This window comes from Ensifer sp. (assembly GCF_031989085.1).
Taxonomy (GTDB): domain Bacteria; phylum Pseudomonadota; class Alphaproteobacteria; order Rhizobiales; family Rhizobiaceae; genus Ensifer.
In genome coordinates this window covers 1,040,180-1,054,452 of the sequence record NZ_DALZXU010000001.1, presented here as the reverse complement: position 1 = coordinate 1,054,452, position 14,273 = coordinate 1,040,180, and the positions used below count along the sequence as shown (strand labels likewise).

Here is a 14,273-nt window from a genome sequence, read left to right as displayed (position 1 = left end):
CGCCGCAACCGGAAATCCGGTCAGCTGAGCGGCGTCCAGCTGCCGTCCGGATTGCGGCACGCGGCACCCCGCGCCGTCGTCGGCTGTCCCTTGACGGTGACGGTGTGGCTATACTGGCGGCAATTCTGCGAGCCCACCTGATAGGGCGCGTTGGCGACCACGGATCCGGTGACACTGCGTCCCTGCCAATTGACCGGCTGGCCGCCTGGCGCTGCCTCCAGCGCACGGTACTCGGCTTCAAGCGCGCGCTGGCGGTCGGATGTTCCGATATCGAGGTTGCTCAGCCGACCGATAACGCCCCCCTGGAGCGCTGCGATATAGGTGGTCGAAGACACTTTCGGGGTCGCGCTCGCGCCCAGCCCTGCCGCTGCGGACTGCCCGCCCGACGTGGTGCTGCAGCCGGCCAGAGCCACCGCCGACGCGATCACCGCGATCCTGCCGCTGACGACAATAGTTCGTGTCATTTCTGCCTGGTTCCTCATGATCCGCGACATGCACTTCCCGCTGCGAAGCCGACCCGGCTCCGTCAATGTGGACCGAAGGGGCTTCCCCTTGATTTTCTTTTGGCATTCCCGGTTGACAGAGGCAACCGGGACGGCGGCCCAGCCGACACTTTCGCGCCCGAGTGTGGCCCCTAAACCGCAGCCGGCAGCACGAGCTCGGCCCTCAGCCCGCCCTCTTCCCGCCGCGACAGTGTCAGCGTGCCCTGGTACTCGCGCACGATCTCGCTGACGATCGACAACCCAAGGCCCGTTCCCGGCTTGCTTTCATCCAGACGCTTGCCGCGTTTCATGGCCAGCGCGATCTGGTCCGGGTCGAGACCAGCCCCGTCATCGTCCACGTCGAGCACGATCCAATGACGCCCGCCTTCCTTGGCATGCTGCTCGCCCGGCGCCGCACGAACGTTTAACCAGACTTCGCCCTTGGCATGACGGGCGGCGTTTTCGAGCAGGTTTCCGACGGTTTCCTCGACATCCTGCAGTTCCATCGCCAGCACCAGGCCGGGCGGATTGATCGACAGATGCACTTCCTTCTCCGGATTGAGCTTGCGCATCACACGCACCAGCCGCTCCAGCGCCGGCTGCGCCTCGGTGCGGGCAAGCACGGACTCGCGCTGCGCGGCGATCCGCGCGCGGCTCAGATAGGACTGAACCTGCATCTGCATCGCATCAACTTGCGTGCGGACGAGCTCGCCATGAGACGCCTCCAGCACACGCGCCTCGTTGAGAAGGACCGCAATCGGTGTCTTCAGCGAATGGGCGAGGTTTCCCACCTGCATGCGGGCGCGCTCGACGATGCGTCGATTGCTGTCGATCAGCGCGTTCACTTCGTTGGCAAGCGGCTGGATCTCGCGCGGGAACGCGCCGTCGAGCCTTTCGCTTTCGCCCGCCCGGACCTTCTCCAGCGAGCGGCGAACCTGGTCCAGCGGACGGAGGCCGAAGAGAATGGTCAACGCGTTCATGCCGAGCCCGCCCAGACCGAAGATGGAGAGCGCTATCGTCAGATTGCGGGTGAAGCGGTTGATATCCGCCTCCAGCACGTCGCGGTTGCCGGCGACGCGGAAACGGGCGGTGTGGCCCTGAATGTCGAGAACGACCTCCGTCTCGGCCACTTCGACTTCGTTACCGAAGGGGTCCTTGGTCGTATAGAAGCGGACATAGCCGGTATCGAAGGGCACTTCGTCGACGCTGGCAATCGGCAGCTTCGCATTGCCGAGCGATGTCGAGATCAAGGGGGGCGTATCGAACTCGCCGATCGGATCCACGATCCAGTACCAGCCGGTCTGCGGCTGCGAGAACCGAAGGTCGCCTAACTGCGGACTGCCGGCAAGCACCGTCTTCTCATTGACCGAAATCGAATTGACGACGTTGAAGAGCTGGGCGCGCAAAAGGTCCTTGAAACCGCGCTCGGAGCCCTGACGGTAAAGGGCCGAGATGACGACCCCGATCACCACCAGGGCGACGACGGCCCAGACGGTCGAAACCGCCAATACACGGGCCGTAAGGGATCTAATTGCCATTGCCGGGCGCTTGCATGCGGTAGCCGAGGCCGCGCACCGTCTCGATCAGGTCGTTGCCGATCTTCTTGCGAAGTCGGCCGACAAAAACCTCGATCGTGTTGGAATCGCGGTCGAAGTCCTGATCATACATGTGCTCGACCAGCTCCGTGCGAGACACGACCTGGCCCATGTGGTGCATCAGATAGGAGAGCAGCCTGAACTCGTGCGACGTCAGCTTCAGCGCCGTGCCGTCGACGGTTGCCTTCGACCCCTTGGTGTCGAGCCGCACCGGACCGCAGACGATCTCCGAACTGGCATGGCCCGCGGCCCGACGGATCAGGGCGCGGATGCGGGCAAGCACTTCCTCGACATGGAAAGGCTTGGCGACGTAATCGTCGGCACCGGCATCGATGCCGGCGACCTTGTCACTCCAGCGATCGCGCGCCGTCAGGATCAGCACCGGCATGGTCTTGCCGCCGCCACGCCATTTCTCAAGCACGGTAATGCCATCCATTTCGGGCAGGCCGATATCGAGGATCACCGCATCGTAAGGCTCGGCGTCGCCGAGATAGTGCCCCTCTTCGCCGTCATAGGCCTGATCCACGACGTAGCCGGCCTCCTTCAGAACTTCGGCGAGCTGCCGGTTCAGGTTGACGTCGTCCTCGACTACCAGAATGCGCATTCTTGACTATTTCCCCTCTTTCGCAGCGTCGTCACGCGCGAATTACATCGGCACCCTTACGGTCACCTTCTTCGGCCGCCCGCCATTGCCGGGTACGAGCACGGTGATCACGCATTGGCCATCGGACGTCGGTTGCGCCGACAACAGTTCGCCGCCGGTTTCCGACACGACCTGCTGAGCGGCCGCGCTGCAATCGCCGGCCACACGCACGACAAGGTCCGTGGGTCCGCTGATCTGAGGCGGCGCAAAGCCTGCAAGACCTGCGGCAAGCGCGGCTATGATCACTGGTGAAGACATGAACGCACTTTCGACTTGGGAAGCATCATGGCCAAAGCAATAACGGATAGAGGCTGAATGGCAAATGAATGTCGGCCACCCCGCCCGGCGAACGGCCGCCAGCGGATGCACGCATCCACGTCGACCTGACCACAGATTGCAACGATTCCCTCGCCTGCGAAACCCAACGGCCGAAAACGCACCCGGGCCAGCAGCTTTGACCAGCAGGATGTCGGCACAAGGATCTTGCAACGGACCAGGGTGTGCCACGGCATCAGACGTCGGTGCCCGCCACCTGGCGGTTCCAGTGGGTTTATCAACGCCTAAGGAAATGCGGGCGGACGCAGTGGGAGGGTTACTGCGTCCGCCCGCCGCGCGGCGGCACGAAAGCGCGCCTGCGCGATGGCATAGCGCAAGTATCTCGGGCGGGTCCGGAAAAGATCCAGTCTCGCCGCCAAGTTTCCGTTGGCTTCGACAGCAAACTGGCGGCGACAGTATTGCTGTCGTGCAACAGGCGGCATCACCCTTCCCGCCGGCAGTCAGCCATTTGTTAAACCCTTTCTGCTATCGTCAAGCGGTCGGTCAGGGAGCAGATTGGCGTAATGCCTTCGTATCTGCCAACGGCAAGACTTGAAGCAGGCGCAATTCTCCAGCGCTTTGAATCCCTTGGCCGCGCATCCTTCAAAGTTGAGTCCGCTGCTTGCCGGGTTGAGTGAACACGCTCGGACACAGAGTCCGGCCAACCGCCCAAGCCTTTGTTTTGCCTTGTCCGGCTACGACGCGCCACGGCGCCGCTCCTTTTACAAGCCTGCGGCAACGGTCGTTGAGCAGGCTCCGGCATGTCCGCCTGCTTGCCAAGACCTTCTTTGGACGAGGTCCACACCAGGACGTTCGGCCGGAAACCGGGCGACCGATCGACGCCGCACGAATGCAACTGTGGATCACCGAAAAATTAATCGATTTAAATATTTTTCAATCGTTTAAATGATTTAAGCTACTGATTTACAAAGCGTTTACGATGTGAAATTGTCCGCCCATCAACTTGTCATGAAATTGCAACAGGCCCGGGAGGATCGGATGCAGACGCTCGTAAACAACCAGCAGGCATCTCAGCAGTCCAAGGTACCGCAGTCGCTGCTGGACCGTTTCGAAAGCGAATGGCGCGAAATGCGCACGGCCAGCCAGACGCCACAAAAGCCCGTTCAGCCGGCTGAGTAAGCGTCGGCGAGAGCCCGAGCGCAAGCGCGCGACAGCACAATTTCCATAGACCTTCAGGTCGCCCGCAGCTAACGCCGCGGGCGATCTTTTTTACGGTTCGCGAACGAGGAAAAGGCTCGTGCCCCGGGCTGGAACAGACGCGTGATTGCGGCGGGATCAGGCCGCGCGCAAGCCTCGCTCCGACGGCTTTCCTGCCGTTATCAAACACGCCGGCATGACAGGAGATTTGATCGCGCGGCCGCCGGCAAGGCCGCTCCTTCGGTCGGCTCCGGGGCGATCCCCGCGCTTTTGGCCAATCGGAAAAACCGTGTTACTCTTTTTTCATGCTGACCGACGAGATCGAAAAACTGGCGCTGAGCCTGCCGGGAACGGAAGAAAATGCCCATTTCGGCACGCGGGACTTCCGCGTGGGCAAGCGCATCTTCATGTCGTTGCCAGAGGCCGGCAGGGCGGTCTTCAAGTTCACCCCGGACCAGCAGCGCATGCTGCTGGAAATGGAGCCTGGCATCTGCGCCGCGGTTCCCGGCGGATGGGGAAGCAAGGGCTGGACGTCGTTCTACTTCGTCGAGGCGGACGACGATCTCATTCGTCAGTCGATGGAAACCGCCTGGCGCAACGTCGCGCCCAAAAGCCTGGTGAAAAAGAACGGCCGCCACTGACGCGGCCAGACGCTCACCGTTTCAAAGAGTGTAGTCGAACAGCGTCACGGGCTTGTCGTGGTATTCGGTGTTTGCGAAGGGCCGCATGCCGAGCTTTTCCACGATCCGGAGCGATGCGGCATTGGCCGGGCTGACAATGGCCGTCACACGGCGCCCCACATGGTGTTCCCGTGCCCAGGCGAACGCCGCCTGCGCGGCTTCGCTCGCGTAACCCCGCCCCTGCGCCTGCGGCGCGATCGTCCAGCCGGTCTCCATCGTGCCGGTCAGGGCTGGAGAAATCTCGCGGTGCAGATCCTGGAAGCCGACCTGCCCGACGAAACGGCCGGAGCTTTTCTCTTCGATCACGAAATAGCCGAAGCCGAAAAACTGCCAGCCGCCTTCCTGGCGCAGGAAGCGCGTCCACATCCGCTCATCGGAAAACGGACCCGGCGCGATATGGCGAAGGATCTCGGGATCGAGCCACATCTGGCGATAGGGTTCGAAATCCTCCAGTTGCGGTCTGCGCAGAACGAGGCGGTCGGTGCTGATCATCGGAATGCCTGGGAATGATGGCGACCGGGGATCTCTAGCCGCTCCGACCCGCGCCCGCAATGACGAGCCTGCGGGATTGATTCCGCGAAAGCCGCCAAGGCACTGTCAACCCAGGCTTTTCTCCCCGACTTCCAGCGGCCAGGTCACCAGGTAATCCTCATAATCCTCGATGTCGATGCCGTCTTCCGCAACGGTGCGGCCACGCACCGAAATGCCGGCCGTGTGCACGGTATCCGGATCGCCCGACAAGAGCGGATGCCACCAGTAGAGGTCACGCCCTTCCGCCACCAGCCGGTAGCCGCAGGTCGGCGGCAGCCAGGTTATTTCACGCACCGCGTCCGGCGTCAGCTGGATGCAATCGGGCACCGTTGCCTGGCGGTTCGGATAATCCTTGCACCGACAGCTCTCTCCGTCGAGCAGCGTGCATCGGATCGAGGTCCAGGCAATCTCGGCCGTCTCCCAATCCTCGAGCTTGTTGAGACAACAGAGCCCACAGCCGTCGCAGAGGCTTTCCCACTCGGCATTGTTCATCTCATCAAGGCTCTTCGCCTTCCAGAAAGGCATTTCGCCCATGGTCATCACACTTTCGTCAAATCCATCGCGCTACTGCGTCGCACGTCCGGTCAGGCGGGCACAGGCGACGGTCGCGGCTTGAGTTGCTGCCTATGTCCTGTCATCCGCGACGACCAAGGGAAATATGCAGAAGAGAAATTTCGCAGAAAATTGCCGGTTTTTTAAGGCCGCCGGCGCGATATGCAAGTAGATTGGAATTTATGGCCGTGCAACTATCGCCCGGCGTCGGCATGATGCCAGAAGCCTTCAGGACGTTGAGACCGTGCGGGAACCGAGGAAAGACGATAACCGGCCGAAAAAACGGCACATCTTTCTGAGAATCGATTCCTGGATCGATTCGACGGTCTGGAATGCCGGTTTCAAACTCTCGCAATGGTGGGAAGACACAACGATTTTCTTCCGCCGCTTCCGCGTGACCGGCTGGAAGAAGGCGGTTTTCGAAGTTCTCGGCGAAGGCATGACCTGGGGCACGGCCGGCTCGGTGCTGATGCTCGCGCTCGCACTTCCGGCTTTCGAGGAAACCAAGGGCAACTGGCGGGCGCAGAGCGATTTCGCCGTCACTTTCCTTGACCGCTACGGCAATGAAATCGGCCATCGGGGCATCATTCACGAAGATTCGGTGCCGATCGACGAGTTGCCCGACCACCTCATCAAGGCGGTGCTTGCAACGGAAGACCGCCGCTTCTTCGATCACTACGGCATCGATTTCCTCGGCCTTGCCCGCGCGATGACGGAAAATGCGCGCGCCGGCGGCGTCGTCCAGGGTGGCTCTACGCTGACGCAGCAGCTTGCCAAGAACCTGTTCCTGTCGAACGAGCGCACCATCGAGCGCAAGATCAAGGAAGCGTTTCTGGCGATCTGGCTCGAGTCCAACCTGTCGAAAAAGGAAATCCTGCGGCTCTATCTCGACCGCGCCTATATGGGCGGCGGCACGTTTGGCGCGGCGGCTGCGGCTCAGTTCTACTTCGGCAAGGCGATCACCGACGTCAACCTGGCGGAATCGGCCATGCTCGCCGGCCTGTTCAAGGCACCTGCGCGCTACGCGCCGCACGTCAACCTGCCTGCCGCCCGCGGCCGTGCCAACGAGGTTCTGACCAACCTCGTCCAGGGCGGCCTGATGACCGAGGGCCAGGTGATTGCCGCCCGGCTCAACCCGGCCACCGTCGTCGACCGCGCGCAGGTCAAGGCGCCGGACTTCTTCCTCGACTGGGCGTTCGACGAAGTGCAGCGCATCGCCCGCCCGTTCGCCCAGCATTCGCTGATCGTGCGCACCACCATCGACATGGGCCTGCAGAACGCGGCCGAAGATTCGGTCGAGTCCAGCCTGCGCCAGTATGGTGAAAGCTTCCATGTGAAGCAGGGCGCGCTGGTCATGGTCGAAAACGGCGGGCCAGTGCGGGCGATGGTCGGCGGCCGCGACTATGGCGAGAGCCAGTTCAACCGCGCGACGCGGGCGCTACGTCAGCCGGGCTCTTCCTTCAAGGTCTATACCTACGCGGCGGCAATGGAAAAAGGCATGACGCCGGAGACGATCGTCGTCGACGCGCCGATCACCTGGCGCGGCTGGTCGCCACAAAATTACGGCCGCAGCTATGCCGGCCGCGTCACCATCCTCACCGCGATCGCCAAGTCGATCAACACGATCCCGGTGCGTCTCGCCAAGGACAAGCTCGGCACGGACCTGATCGTGCAAACGGCCAAGAGCATGGGCATCGAGACGCCGCTGCGCGCCGACAAGACGATGCCCCTCGGCACGTCGGAAGTGACCGTGCTCGACCAGGCAACGGCCTACGCCGTCTTCCCCGCCGGCGGCCTGCAATCGCGCCGGCACGGCATCAGCCAGATCCTCAATTACGACGGCGACATCCTCTACGATTTTTCCCGCGACGAGCCTCCGGCCAAGCGTGTCCTGTCGGAGCAGGCCAGCGCTTCGATGAATTCGATGCTGACGCAGATTCCGGTCATCGGCACGGCCCGCAAGGCAGCGCTCGACAACGGTATCGTCACCGGCGGCAAGACCGGTACGACCCAGGCCTACCGCGACGCATGGTTCGTCGGCTATACCGGCGATTACACCACGGCAGTCTGGTTCGGAAACGACGACTATACATCGACCAACAACATGACCGGCGGCTCCCTGCCCGCCATGACCTTCAAGCGGCTGATGGATTATGCCGAACAGGGCATCGAGCATCGCCATATTCCGGGGATCACCACGCCTGCGCCTGCCCCGAGCAAGCAGCCGCAGGTCGCCAATGCCAAGCCCGACGAAAATGCGCTGCCGCCGCTGGTGCGGCCCCGGTCGCTTTCGGCGGATGTGACGCGACTGTTGCGATCCGTCGGCGAAACTTTCGAGAAAGCGCCGGCATTGAAGGCACCGGACCGGAACGGCGGCAAGGTCGCAGTCCTCGGGCCCGCCGACGGCGCGTCTGCGCAACAAGGTCTGACGCATGCCGCAAGCAATTGAACGGGCAGGTCTCCGCAATGCCGGCGCAATGAACGCCGTTGCGTCGCGCGTCCGTTTGGGCGAGACATGGGCGACGCTCGCCGTCGCGCCGACGCATAACCGTATTCGATAGAGCCGCCCTTGTTCCGAATTCCCCTCCTCGTCGCCCTTGCCCTTGCCATCGCCTTCGGCGGCGGCATCGCTTCGGCCGTCTGGGCGCTGAAGGCGACGGTCGGCTTCGGCGCGATCTCGATCGGTTCGTGGGTCGCCTTCCCTGAGGCGCAAACCGAGAATGCCGATCCTTACGCCAAGGCACACCGCGCGCGGGCCGGCGAACTCCTTTACGGCGGCGCCGAGGGGCTGATGTTCGCGGCCCAGGTGGACGACAGGGGCGAAAAGCTATCGGCCGCCTGCTCCTACGATGTTTCCGGGCTGACGCCGCAGGCGCGGTTCTGGACGCTTTATGCGGTCAACGCCGACGGCGTGCCGTTGCGCCCCGGCTCGGATCTGCCCTCGGCGCTCAACTCCTGGACCGTGCTGCGTGCCGAGGACAGCTCCTTCACCATCCACGTTTCGCCGAATGCCCAACCTGACAACTGGCTGGCACTGCGGCATTCCGGCACCTTCCGGCTGGTGCTGACACTGCTCGACACACCGACGGCAGGTTCGTCCGGCCTGATCGATCTTGCCATGCCGAAGGTGGTCAAGACGGGATGCGGCGATGCGTAGTGTCCTGTTCGCGGCCCTGCTCGGCCTCGTCGGTGCGGCCCTCCTGCACATCATCATCGTGCTGGTGTTGCCGCAGTTCACCGGTCGCGATGCCTATACGCGGGTTCTGGGCCTTCTCGAGATGGACAGCTTCTTCTCGTTGACGAGCACGCCAGGGCCGACCGGTCTCAGCAATGACGACCCGTATCTGCGCACGGCCGTCTGCAGCTTTTCGATCGCCGACGGACCGGCGCGCTTCCTCGCCAGCGGCTCCGTGCCCTTCTGGTCGCTTTCGGTGTTCGACAGCGGCTCCAACGAAGTCTTCAGCATGAACGACCACACCGCCGTCAATGGTCGGCTCGACCTCGTGGTCGCGACGCCGATCCAGCTGGTGGAACTGCGCAAGACGCCGCCTGAAGCCCTGGCGCAATCGATCATGGTGGAGATGAAGGAAGAGGACGGCTATGCGGTGCTGCGCGCGATGGCGCCGCTTGACAGCTTCGAGGATCAGGTCCGCAATTTTCTGGCGGAATCGAGCTGCGAGCCGTTCCGTCGCTAGGCTGACGCCATCCGGTCGCGGGACTGGCGAACATCGAGCATCGCCGTATCTGCCAAAAGATCGTGGAAAAATGAATGCGACCGCTGATGCGGAGCGCAGAGCGCACGAGCTAACCCGCGCTCAAGCCGAGCCAAAAGTGGCCGGCACACGGCAATGGGAACGCCTTTACTGCTTCTTGATTCGGCGTCCGTCAGGCGCCGTCGGCTGCGGATCGCGGCCATCGAGACGCTCATAGCGAATTCCGGTAAAGAGAAGCACTTTCGCTCCGCCCGATATGGCCGGAGGCCTGCGTGGAGGTATCTGGACCTTGCGGTCCTCCATTCTGATCACGTCTGCCATGCTCGTCTCCATAAAGGCTTGAGACGGATGAACTACCGTACAGATTTCACCCTGCCCTTTCGGGGGCCAGCGCATTTTCCCGGGCTTGCCCGGACAGGCGCGCTTTTCTCGTCTACTCCTTCTTCCGGTCGCCCGGAGGTTGCTGCTGCTCAAGTGGTACAGACCAATCATAGACGGTCCGGTTCGATTGAGCCATAGGCTGGTTAATAGATGGTTAACGCCACATCCATGCCCCTAACCTGGTTGCAGTATGTCCCCCGGAAAAACGAAACACTGTATCCGGGGTAACAGCTTTGGCGGTACGGACGGTGCCTCAACGCCTGGACAGCAGGCCGAAAAGGAAGGAAGCGCCGGCAACCGCCAGAAGCGTTGAAATCGGCTCTTCGCGGACGCGCTCACGCACCCTCTCCGCCATCACCTCCGCCTCGCTCTGAACAACAGCCTTGGCACCGCTACCGATTGCCGACACGCTATCGGTCAGCCGAGCAATCTCTGCGCGCAGTTCGGCGATCTGCGCCTCCAGTTCGATCCGCGCTGCCGACGCTTCGACTTCGCCCTCGACCGTGTCACGGACTGCCTGCAGTTTCTTTTCAACCATTGCAACGCTCCTTCTCTTGCCCGGTCTCAACGCTTCGGGGCCGCATTGGTTCCGAGGCGGCCTGTCGAAAGCGGCGGCACGAACAAAAACGGGCGGCTCGCGCCGCCCGTCAGAAAGGTCAGGATGTCACCGCCTCATTCCACGCAGGATGGGTCCATCGCCTGGCACCGGATCACCGGATCCTGCCGTGCGCCGTCCCGCTCGCGGCGGCGGTCCCAGTCACCGCGATTGTCGTCGCCGGGGCGACGGCCATAATCACCGTCACGATCATCCCAGCGCTCCCCGTCGCGACGGTTGCGCTCCCAGTTCTGCCGGTCGCGATCCCGCTCACGCTGATCGCGCGTCCACTCACGCTCCTGGCGGGCGCGATCGCGCTCCCATTCGCGGCGATCCCGGTCGCGCTGGCGCTCCCAGTCCCGCGGCCTGCGGGTGTCGTCGACCCAGTCCGGCCCGCGGCGCCAACGGTCGCGGTCGCGATAGAAGTCGCGGCCGCGATAGTTGCGGTCCCAGTAGCGATCGAACTGGAAGACCACCGTCGGGATGCCGAGCGGCCGGTAGTATTGCGGCTCGACATAGACCCGGTTGCGACGGTAATTCGCCTGCACATAGCGTCCCGCGACCCATCCTCGGCCGCCATAGAAGGAGACGTCGCACCAGGGCAGATCCGCAAGGCAGCCGTGGATTTCGACGGATTCACCCGCCGGGATCATCGACACCGCCGGATAACGCGTACTCGGCCCGGACCGCATATTGACGTTGGCGGTTGCAAATCCTTCCGCCGCCTCGGCGATCGCCGGCGCCAGAAAAAGCGCGCATATGGTCATCGCGCGCAACATGACTTTCTTCACAATAAGCTGTCTCCCATCGGAAGGCCCCTCTTCAACAAGCCTTCTTGCGTCGGCGGGCGTCCGGAGCCCTTCACCGTCACCGCGATCACTTAAAGCCGCTTGTGGATTTTTTAAGGCTGCATCGGGCCATGCCCACAGCAAGTGGCGCATTCGGGCCGAAACGGCACAAAACGGATGAACTTGTCGGCGCCGCAAGCCTGAATAAAGCCCCAACGTCCATAGTTAACAGTGCGCTAACGCTTTTCTTTTATTTTTAGTGACGTGTGCCGTTCCGGGTCGCCGGCGATGGCAATCATGTTTTGCGTGCAAGGATTTATCGTGACGGATCGGTTTCGTGAGTTGGAAAGGCCGCAAACGGGCCGCTTGAAGGACGTGGTCCTGATGGCAACCGTCAGCGGTTTCGAAAGCCTGCGGATCCCGCGCAAATCCGACATGAAACAGTTTTCCGAATTGTTCGAACCCCTGTTCCTCGGTTCCAGCAGCGAAGCGCGCCGCCAGGCCGCCGCCGCCCTGTCACAGTGCCCGCATGTTCCCGAGCCGGTCGCCGCCTTGATCGGCAGCATGCCGATCTCGATCGCCGCGATTTTCCTCACCCGCTCGCAGGCGGTGTCGGACCGAACGCTGATTGCCGTTATCCGCCAGCAGAGTGCTGCCCATGCCGGCGCGATCGCGCGGCGCACCACTCTTTCCCCCTCCGTGATCGATGCATTGGTCGAACACCACAATCCGGCCGGGCTTTCCGCCCGCCCGGAGTTGCGTCAGCGCGAGCTCAACGAGCCCTCTCTCCCGCCAGCGCCCGCACCCGACGCTGAACGAACCGCGCGCGAGGAGACCCTGCGCGCCGAAATCAAGGCGCTCGCCCGCGCCGGCTCGTCGGAGGCCGCTCAAGCCGCATCAACGATCGTGCCGATCAGCTCCACCCATGGTGCGCTCCTGGTTCGCTTTGCGCGCAGCGGCGAAATCATTCTTTTCGCTCGGGCGCTGGCGACCGCTCTCGATGCCCGCGGCCCATTGGTCGAGCGCATTCTTCTGGACGTCTCCGGCCAGCAGTTGGCCACGAGCCTGATCGCCCTGTCGCTGCCAGGCGACGACCTGACCTTCGTGCTGCAATCGCTTTACCCACACCTCGCCGAGCGCATCGGCGGCACCACGCGTGCCGAAGCCCTGACCGGCTCCATGGATCCGACGTCAAGCCGCGAGAAACTCGACAGCTGGCTGCAATCAGAGGAACGGGACGAAGGGCCGGCACCGCGCCATCAGGCCTATCTTGCCGATGATCATGCCAACGATGCGCGGCAACCGGCAGCACGCAAGGTCGCAGGCGCCCTTGGTGGCTTCAAGACACAACGGGTGTTCGGCCGCCGGTAGATCGACCGCTGACAGGGCCAGCGCCCAGTCCCCTCCGAGACGTTGCCTCAACGCATCGACGATCCAGTTCCATTCGCGTCCGGCCGGATGCGGCGCTTTCTCGCCCTGGAGGATCGCCATCAGTTCTTGATAGCGCGCCGAGCGGGCGTGATGCTTTCGATACGCGTTCAATTGCCAGTCGAGGAAGGCACGGTCCGGTTCCTTCTTCATCGCCCGTGCCGATCGGTCCAGCCAATCCTCGGCGATTTCCTTGCCGATCGCCGAGTTCGGCTCCAGCCCCTCGGCAAGTGCGGCGCGCACGCGCGCAAAGACGGCGTTCGACGCTTCTGCATAGGCGACGGGATCAAAATCGCCGTTCCACATGGCCGCCATGTCGGCGCGCATCGCCCTCACATAGTCCGTGTCTGACAGGATGCCCATCAGTTCGCTCCAGGCATCGAGCTGCTCTGGCGTCGGATCGTCGGGCAGATCAGGCATGCCGGCGTCGACCATCTGCTTCTTCCAGGCGGGATCCATACCGGCATCACCCGTCACCTCGTCATAAAAGCGTTCGACGGCGGCGCGGAATTCAGTCTGCGAAAGTCGGGTCACGGTCCATAACCTCCTGAGATCGTTGGGTGTCGGATCATGGATGGCCAGCGTGGCGCGCAGGGCGGCAGCGATCCGGCGCTTGGTCCTGATTTCGGCCTCGATCGTCTTAAGCCGAAGCGCCAGGGTCTCTGCCAGACTTTCCCGCTTGCCCAGAACCTTGTGGATCTGTTCGAGGCTGACACCGGCGTCGCGCAGGGCCAGGACGAGGTCGAGCCGTGCAAGGTCGGCGCCGGAATACATCCGGTAGCCGCTTTCGGTCCGCGCCGATGGCGGCAGCAAGCCCTTGTCCGAGTAGAAGCGAAGGCGCCTGACGGAGATGCCGCAAAGCTGCGATAGTTCGCCGATTGAGTAGATCTGATCATCCATGACAAGCGTCCTACGGCCTCCACCAGGTGGAGAGTCAAGCAGCTCTCACGGATGTTTCAAGAGCGGCCTTTCGCCTCGTCCGGCACGACGTCGAACAGGTCGGAGCGATCGTCCAGCTCGATCTCGACGATCCAGCAATCCGGATCGAACCGGATCTCGCGGGCAAGCGCATCCTCCACCGCATCGCCATCGCTATCCTTCAAACGGGTCTCGAACTTGCGGCCACCATCGGCGTCGTCGGCAAAAAAATTCTGCGGTGCCGGCGCAAACAGCGTCTCGGTGCCCATGCGCGTGCGCTGGCGGATGAAGATCGCACCGGCATCCTCGGCACCCTTGCGCAGGACGGCCGCGTAGCCCCCGAGCGCGAAGGCACGGCGCACAAGGGCGGAGACGAAGATATCGGATTTGAGGCGCATGCAGAGGCTGTACACGGGCGGGCATGCGCTTGCAAATCGGTTGCGGCGCCAGCGCGCCATGGTCACCGCCGAACGTGCGACCTGCACTGCCCGCGA

At 63.0% G+C, this 14,273-nt stretch carries 16 protein-coding genes and 1 pseudogene; 6 read left to right on the top strand and 11 right to left on the bottom strand.

All coding sequences use genetic code 11. The features are described from left to right. Positions 1-20: 20 nt before the first annotated feature. From RTP54_RS05125 to RTP54_RS05110, 4 genes are all read right to left on the bottom strand, one after another. Entirely contained in the window at positions 21-464 is a 444-nt protein-coding gene (locus RTP54_RS05125; RefSeq protein WP_112817491.1) for a hypothetical protein, read from the bottom strand. A gap of 170 nt (positions 465-634) precedes the next feature. Beyond that, positions 635-2,020 (bottom strand): sensor histidine kinase, encoded by a 1,386-nt coding sequence (locus RTP54_RS05120; protein WP_112807154.1) that lies wholly within the window; start codon positions 2,018-2,020, stop codon positions 635-637. Beyond that, positions 2,010-2,681 (bottom strand): two-component system response regulator FeuP, encoded by a 672-nt coding sequence (gene feuP / locus RTP54_RS05115; protein WP_112807156.1) that lies wholly within the window; start codon positions 2,679-2,681, stop codon positions 2,010-2,012. Before feuP ends, RTP54_RS05120 begins: the two co-directional genes overlap by 11 nt. A 42-nt stretch (positions 2,682-2,723) precedes the next feature. After that, a complete protein-coding gene (locus tag RTP54_RS05110; RefSeq protein WP_112807158.1) occupies positions 2,724-2,978 on the bottom strand; it encodes a hypothetical protein in 255 nt (84 codons plus the stop codon). A gap of 1,056 nt (positions 2,979-4,034) precedes the next feature. Between RTP54_RS05110 and RTP54_RS05105 the strand changes: the two genes are divergently transcribed. Together RTP54_RS05105 and RTP54_RS05100 are read left to right on the top strand one after the other, a co-directional pair. Beyond that, entirely contained in the window at positions 4,035-4,175 is a 141-nt protein-coding gene (locus RTP54_RS05105; RefSeq protein WP_312361398.1) for a hypothetical protein, read from the top strand. Between the two features lie 323 nt (positions 4,176-4,498). Further along, the gene (locus RTP54_RS05100; RefSeq protein ID WP_112807160.1) at positions 4,499-4,834 is read left to right on the top strand and encodes an MmcQ/YjbR family DNA-binding protein; all 336 of its coding nucleotides are present in this window, start codon (positions 4,499-4,501) and stop codon (positions 4,832-4,834) included. Between the two features lie 21 nt (positions 4,835-4,855). On the opposite strand, the gene RTP54_RS05095 is transcribed toward RTP54_RS05100, so the two are convergent. Beyond that, a complete protein-coding gene (locus RTP54_RS05095) occupies positions 4,856-5,365 on the bottom strand; it encodes a GNAT family N-acetyltransferase (RefSeq protein ID WP_312361397.1) in 510 nt (169 codons plus the stop codon). 105 nt (positions 5,366-5,470) lie between these two features. Further along, the gene (locus RTP54_RS05090; protein ID WP_112807245.1) at positions 5,471-5,938 is read right to left on the bottom strand and encodes a YcgN family cysteine cluster protein; all 468 of its coding nucleotides are present in this window, start codon (positions 5,936-5,938) and stop codon (positions 5,471-5,473) included. Between the two features lie 262 nt (positions 5,939-6,200). Here RTP54_RS05090 and RTP54_RS05085 point away from each other — a divergent pair, with 262 nt between their 5' ends. From RTP54_RS05085 to RTP54_RS05075, 3 genes are all read left to right on the top strand, one after another. Beyond that, positions 6,201-8,405, top strand: coding sequence for a transglycosylase domain-containing protein (locus RTP54_RS05085; RefSeq protein ID WP_312361396.1), 2,205 nt, complete (start codon positions 6,201-6,203; stop codon positions 8,403-8,405). Between the two features lie 120 nt (positions 8,406-8,525). Continuing rightward, positions 8,526-9,113 carry a DUF1214 domain-containing protein gene (locus RTP54_RS05080; protein ID WP_112807166.1) on the top strand — a complete coding sequence of 196 codons (588 nt, stop codon included), beginning with the start codon at positions 8,526-8,528 and terminating at the stop codon, positions 9,111-9,113. Continuing rightward, positions 9,106-9,651 (top strand): DUF1254 domain-containing protein, encoded by a 546-nt coding sequence (locus RTP54_RS05075; RefSeq protein WP_312361395.1) that lies wholly within the window; start codon positions 9,106-9,108, stop codon positions 9,649-9,651. Before RTP54_RS05080 ends, RTP54_RS05075 begins: the two co-directional genes overlap by 8 nt. A gap of 165 nt (positions 9,652-9,816) precedes the next feature. Here RTP54_RS05075 and RTP54_RS05070 read toward each other — a convergent pair whose 3' ends face one another. The 3 genes from RTP54_RS05070 to RTP54_RS05060 all read right to left on the bottom strand — a co-directional run bounded on the left by RTP54_RS05070 (position 9,817) and on the right by RTP54_RS05060 (position 11,436). Beyond that, on the bottom strand, positions 9,817-9,990 hold the full coding sequence (locus RTP54_RS05070) for a hypothetical protein (protein WP_312361394.1): 174 nt from the start codon (positions 9,988-9,990) through the stop codon (positions 9,817-9,819). A 313-nt stretch (positions 9,991-10,303) separates the two neighbouring features. After that, positions 10,304-10,588 (bottom strand): hypothetical protein, encoded by a 285-nt coding sequence (locus RTP54_RS05065; protein ID WP_112807172.1) that lies wholly within the window; start codon positions 10,586-10,588, stop codon positions 10,304-10,306. A 134-nt stretch (positions 10,589-10,722) separates the two neighbouring features. Beyond that, positions 10,723-11,436, bottom strand: a complete 714-nt coding sequence (locus RTP54_RS05060) for an SH3 domain-containing protein (protein ID WP_112817487.1) — start codon at positions 11,434-11,436, stop codon at positions 10,723-10,725. Positions 11,437-11,730: 294 nt separating this feature from the next. Between RTP54_RS05060 and RTP54_RS05055 the strand changes: the two genes are divergently transcribed. Further along, on the top strand, positions 11,731-12,804 hold the full coding sequence (locus RTP54_RS05055) for a DUF2336 domain-containing protein (protein WP_312363178.1): 1,074 nt from the start codon (positions 11,731-11,733) through the stop codon (positions 12,802-12,804). Between the two features lie 753 nt (positions 12,805-13,557). Here RTP54_RS05055 and RTP54_RS05050 read toward each other — a convergent pair. Next, positions 13,558-13,761, bottom strand: a pseudogene (locus RTP54_RS05050) (MerR family transcriptional regulator); the annotation flags it as partial. A 56-nt stretch (positions 13,762-13,817) separates the two neighbouring features. Further along, positions 13,818-14,177, bottom strand: a complete 360-nt coding sequence (locus RTP54_RS05045; protein ID WP_312361393.1) for a DUF1491 family protein — start codon at positions 14,175-14,177, stop codon at positions 13,818-13,820. Positions 14,178-14,273: the final 96 nt, after the last annotated feature.

Bases quoted from the DNA above. Each gene is read 5' to 3' on its own strand.
- RTP54_RS05105 (WP_312361398.1), top strand. From the start codon at position 4,035: ATGCAGACGCTCGTAAACAACCAGCAGGCATCTCAGCAGTCCAAGGTA.
- RTP54_RS05095 (WP_312361397.1), bottom strand. From the start codon at position 5,365: ATGATCAGCACCGACCGCCTCGTTCTGCGCAGACCGCAACTGGAGGAT.
- RTP54_RS05090 (WP_112807245.1), bottom strand. From the start codon at position 5,938: ATGGGCGAAATGCCTTTCTGGAAGGCGAAGAGCCTTGATGAGATGAAC.
- RTP54_RS05065 (WP_112807172.1), bottom strand. From the start codon at position 10,588: ATGGTTGAAAAGAAACTGCAGGCAGTCCGTGACACGGTCGAGGGCGAA.
- RTP54_RS05120 (WP_112807154.1), bottom strand. From the start codon at position 2,020: ATGGCAATTAGATCCCTTACGGCCCGTGTATTGGCGGTTTCGACCGTC.
- RTP54_RS05075 (WP_312361395.1), top strand. From the start codon at position 9,106: ATGCGTAGTGTCCTGTTCGCGGCCCTGCTCGGCCTCGTCGGTGCGGCC.
- RTP54_RS05070 (WP_312361394.1), bottom strand. From the start codon at position 9,990: ATGGCAGACGTGATCAGAATGGAGGACCGCAAGGTCCAGATACCTCCA.
- RTP54_RS05055 (WP_312363178.1), top strand. From the start codon at position 11,731: ATGTTTTGCGTGCAAGGATTTATCGTGACGGATCGGTTTCGTGAGTTG.
- RTP54_RS05125 (WP_112817491.1), bottom strand. From the start codon at position 464: ATGACACGAACTATTGTCGTCAGCGGCAGGATCGCGGTGATCGCGTCG.
- RTP54_RS05045 (WP_312361393.1), bottom strand. From the start codon at position 14,177: ATGCGCCTCAAATCCGATATCTTCGTCTCCGCCCTTGTGCGCCGTGCC.
- RTP54_RS05100 (WP_112807160.1), top strand. From the start codon at position 4,499: ATGCTGACCGACGAGATCGAAAAACTGGCGCTGAGCCTGCCGGGAACG.
- feuP (WP_112807156.1), bottom strand. From the start codon at position 2,681: ATGCGCATTCTGGTAGTCGAGGACGACGTCAACCTGAACCGGCAGCTC.
- RTP54_RS05110 (WP_112807158.1), bottom strand. From the start codon at position 2,978: ATGTCTTCACCAGTGATCATAGCCGCGCTTGCCGCAGGTCTTGCAGGC.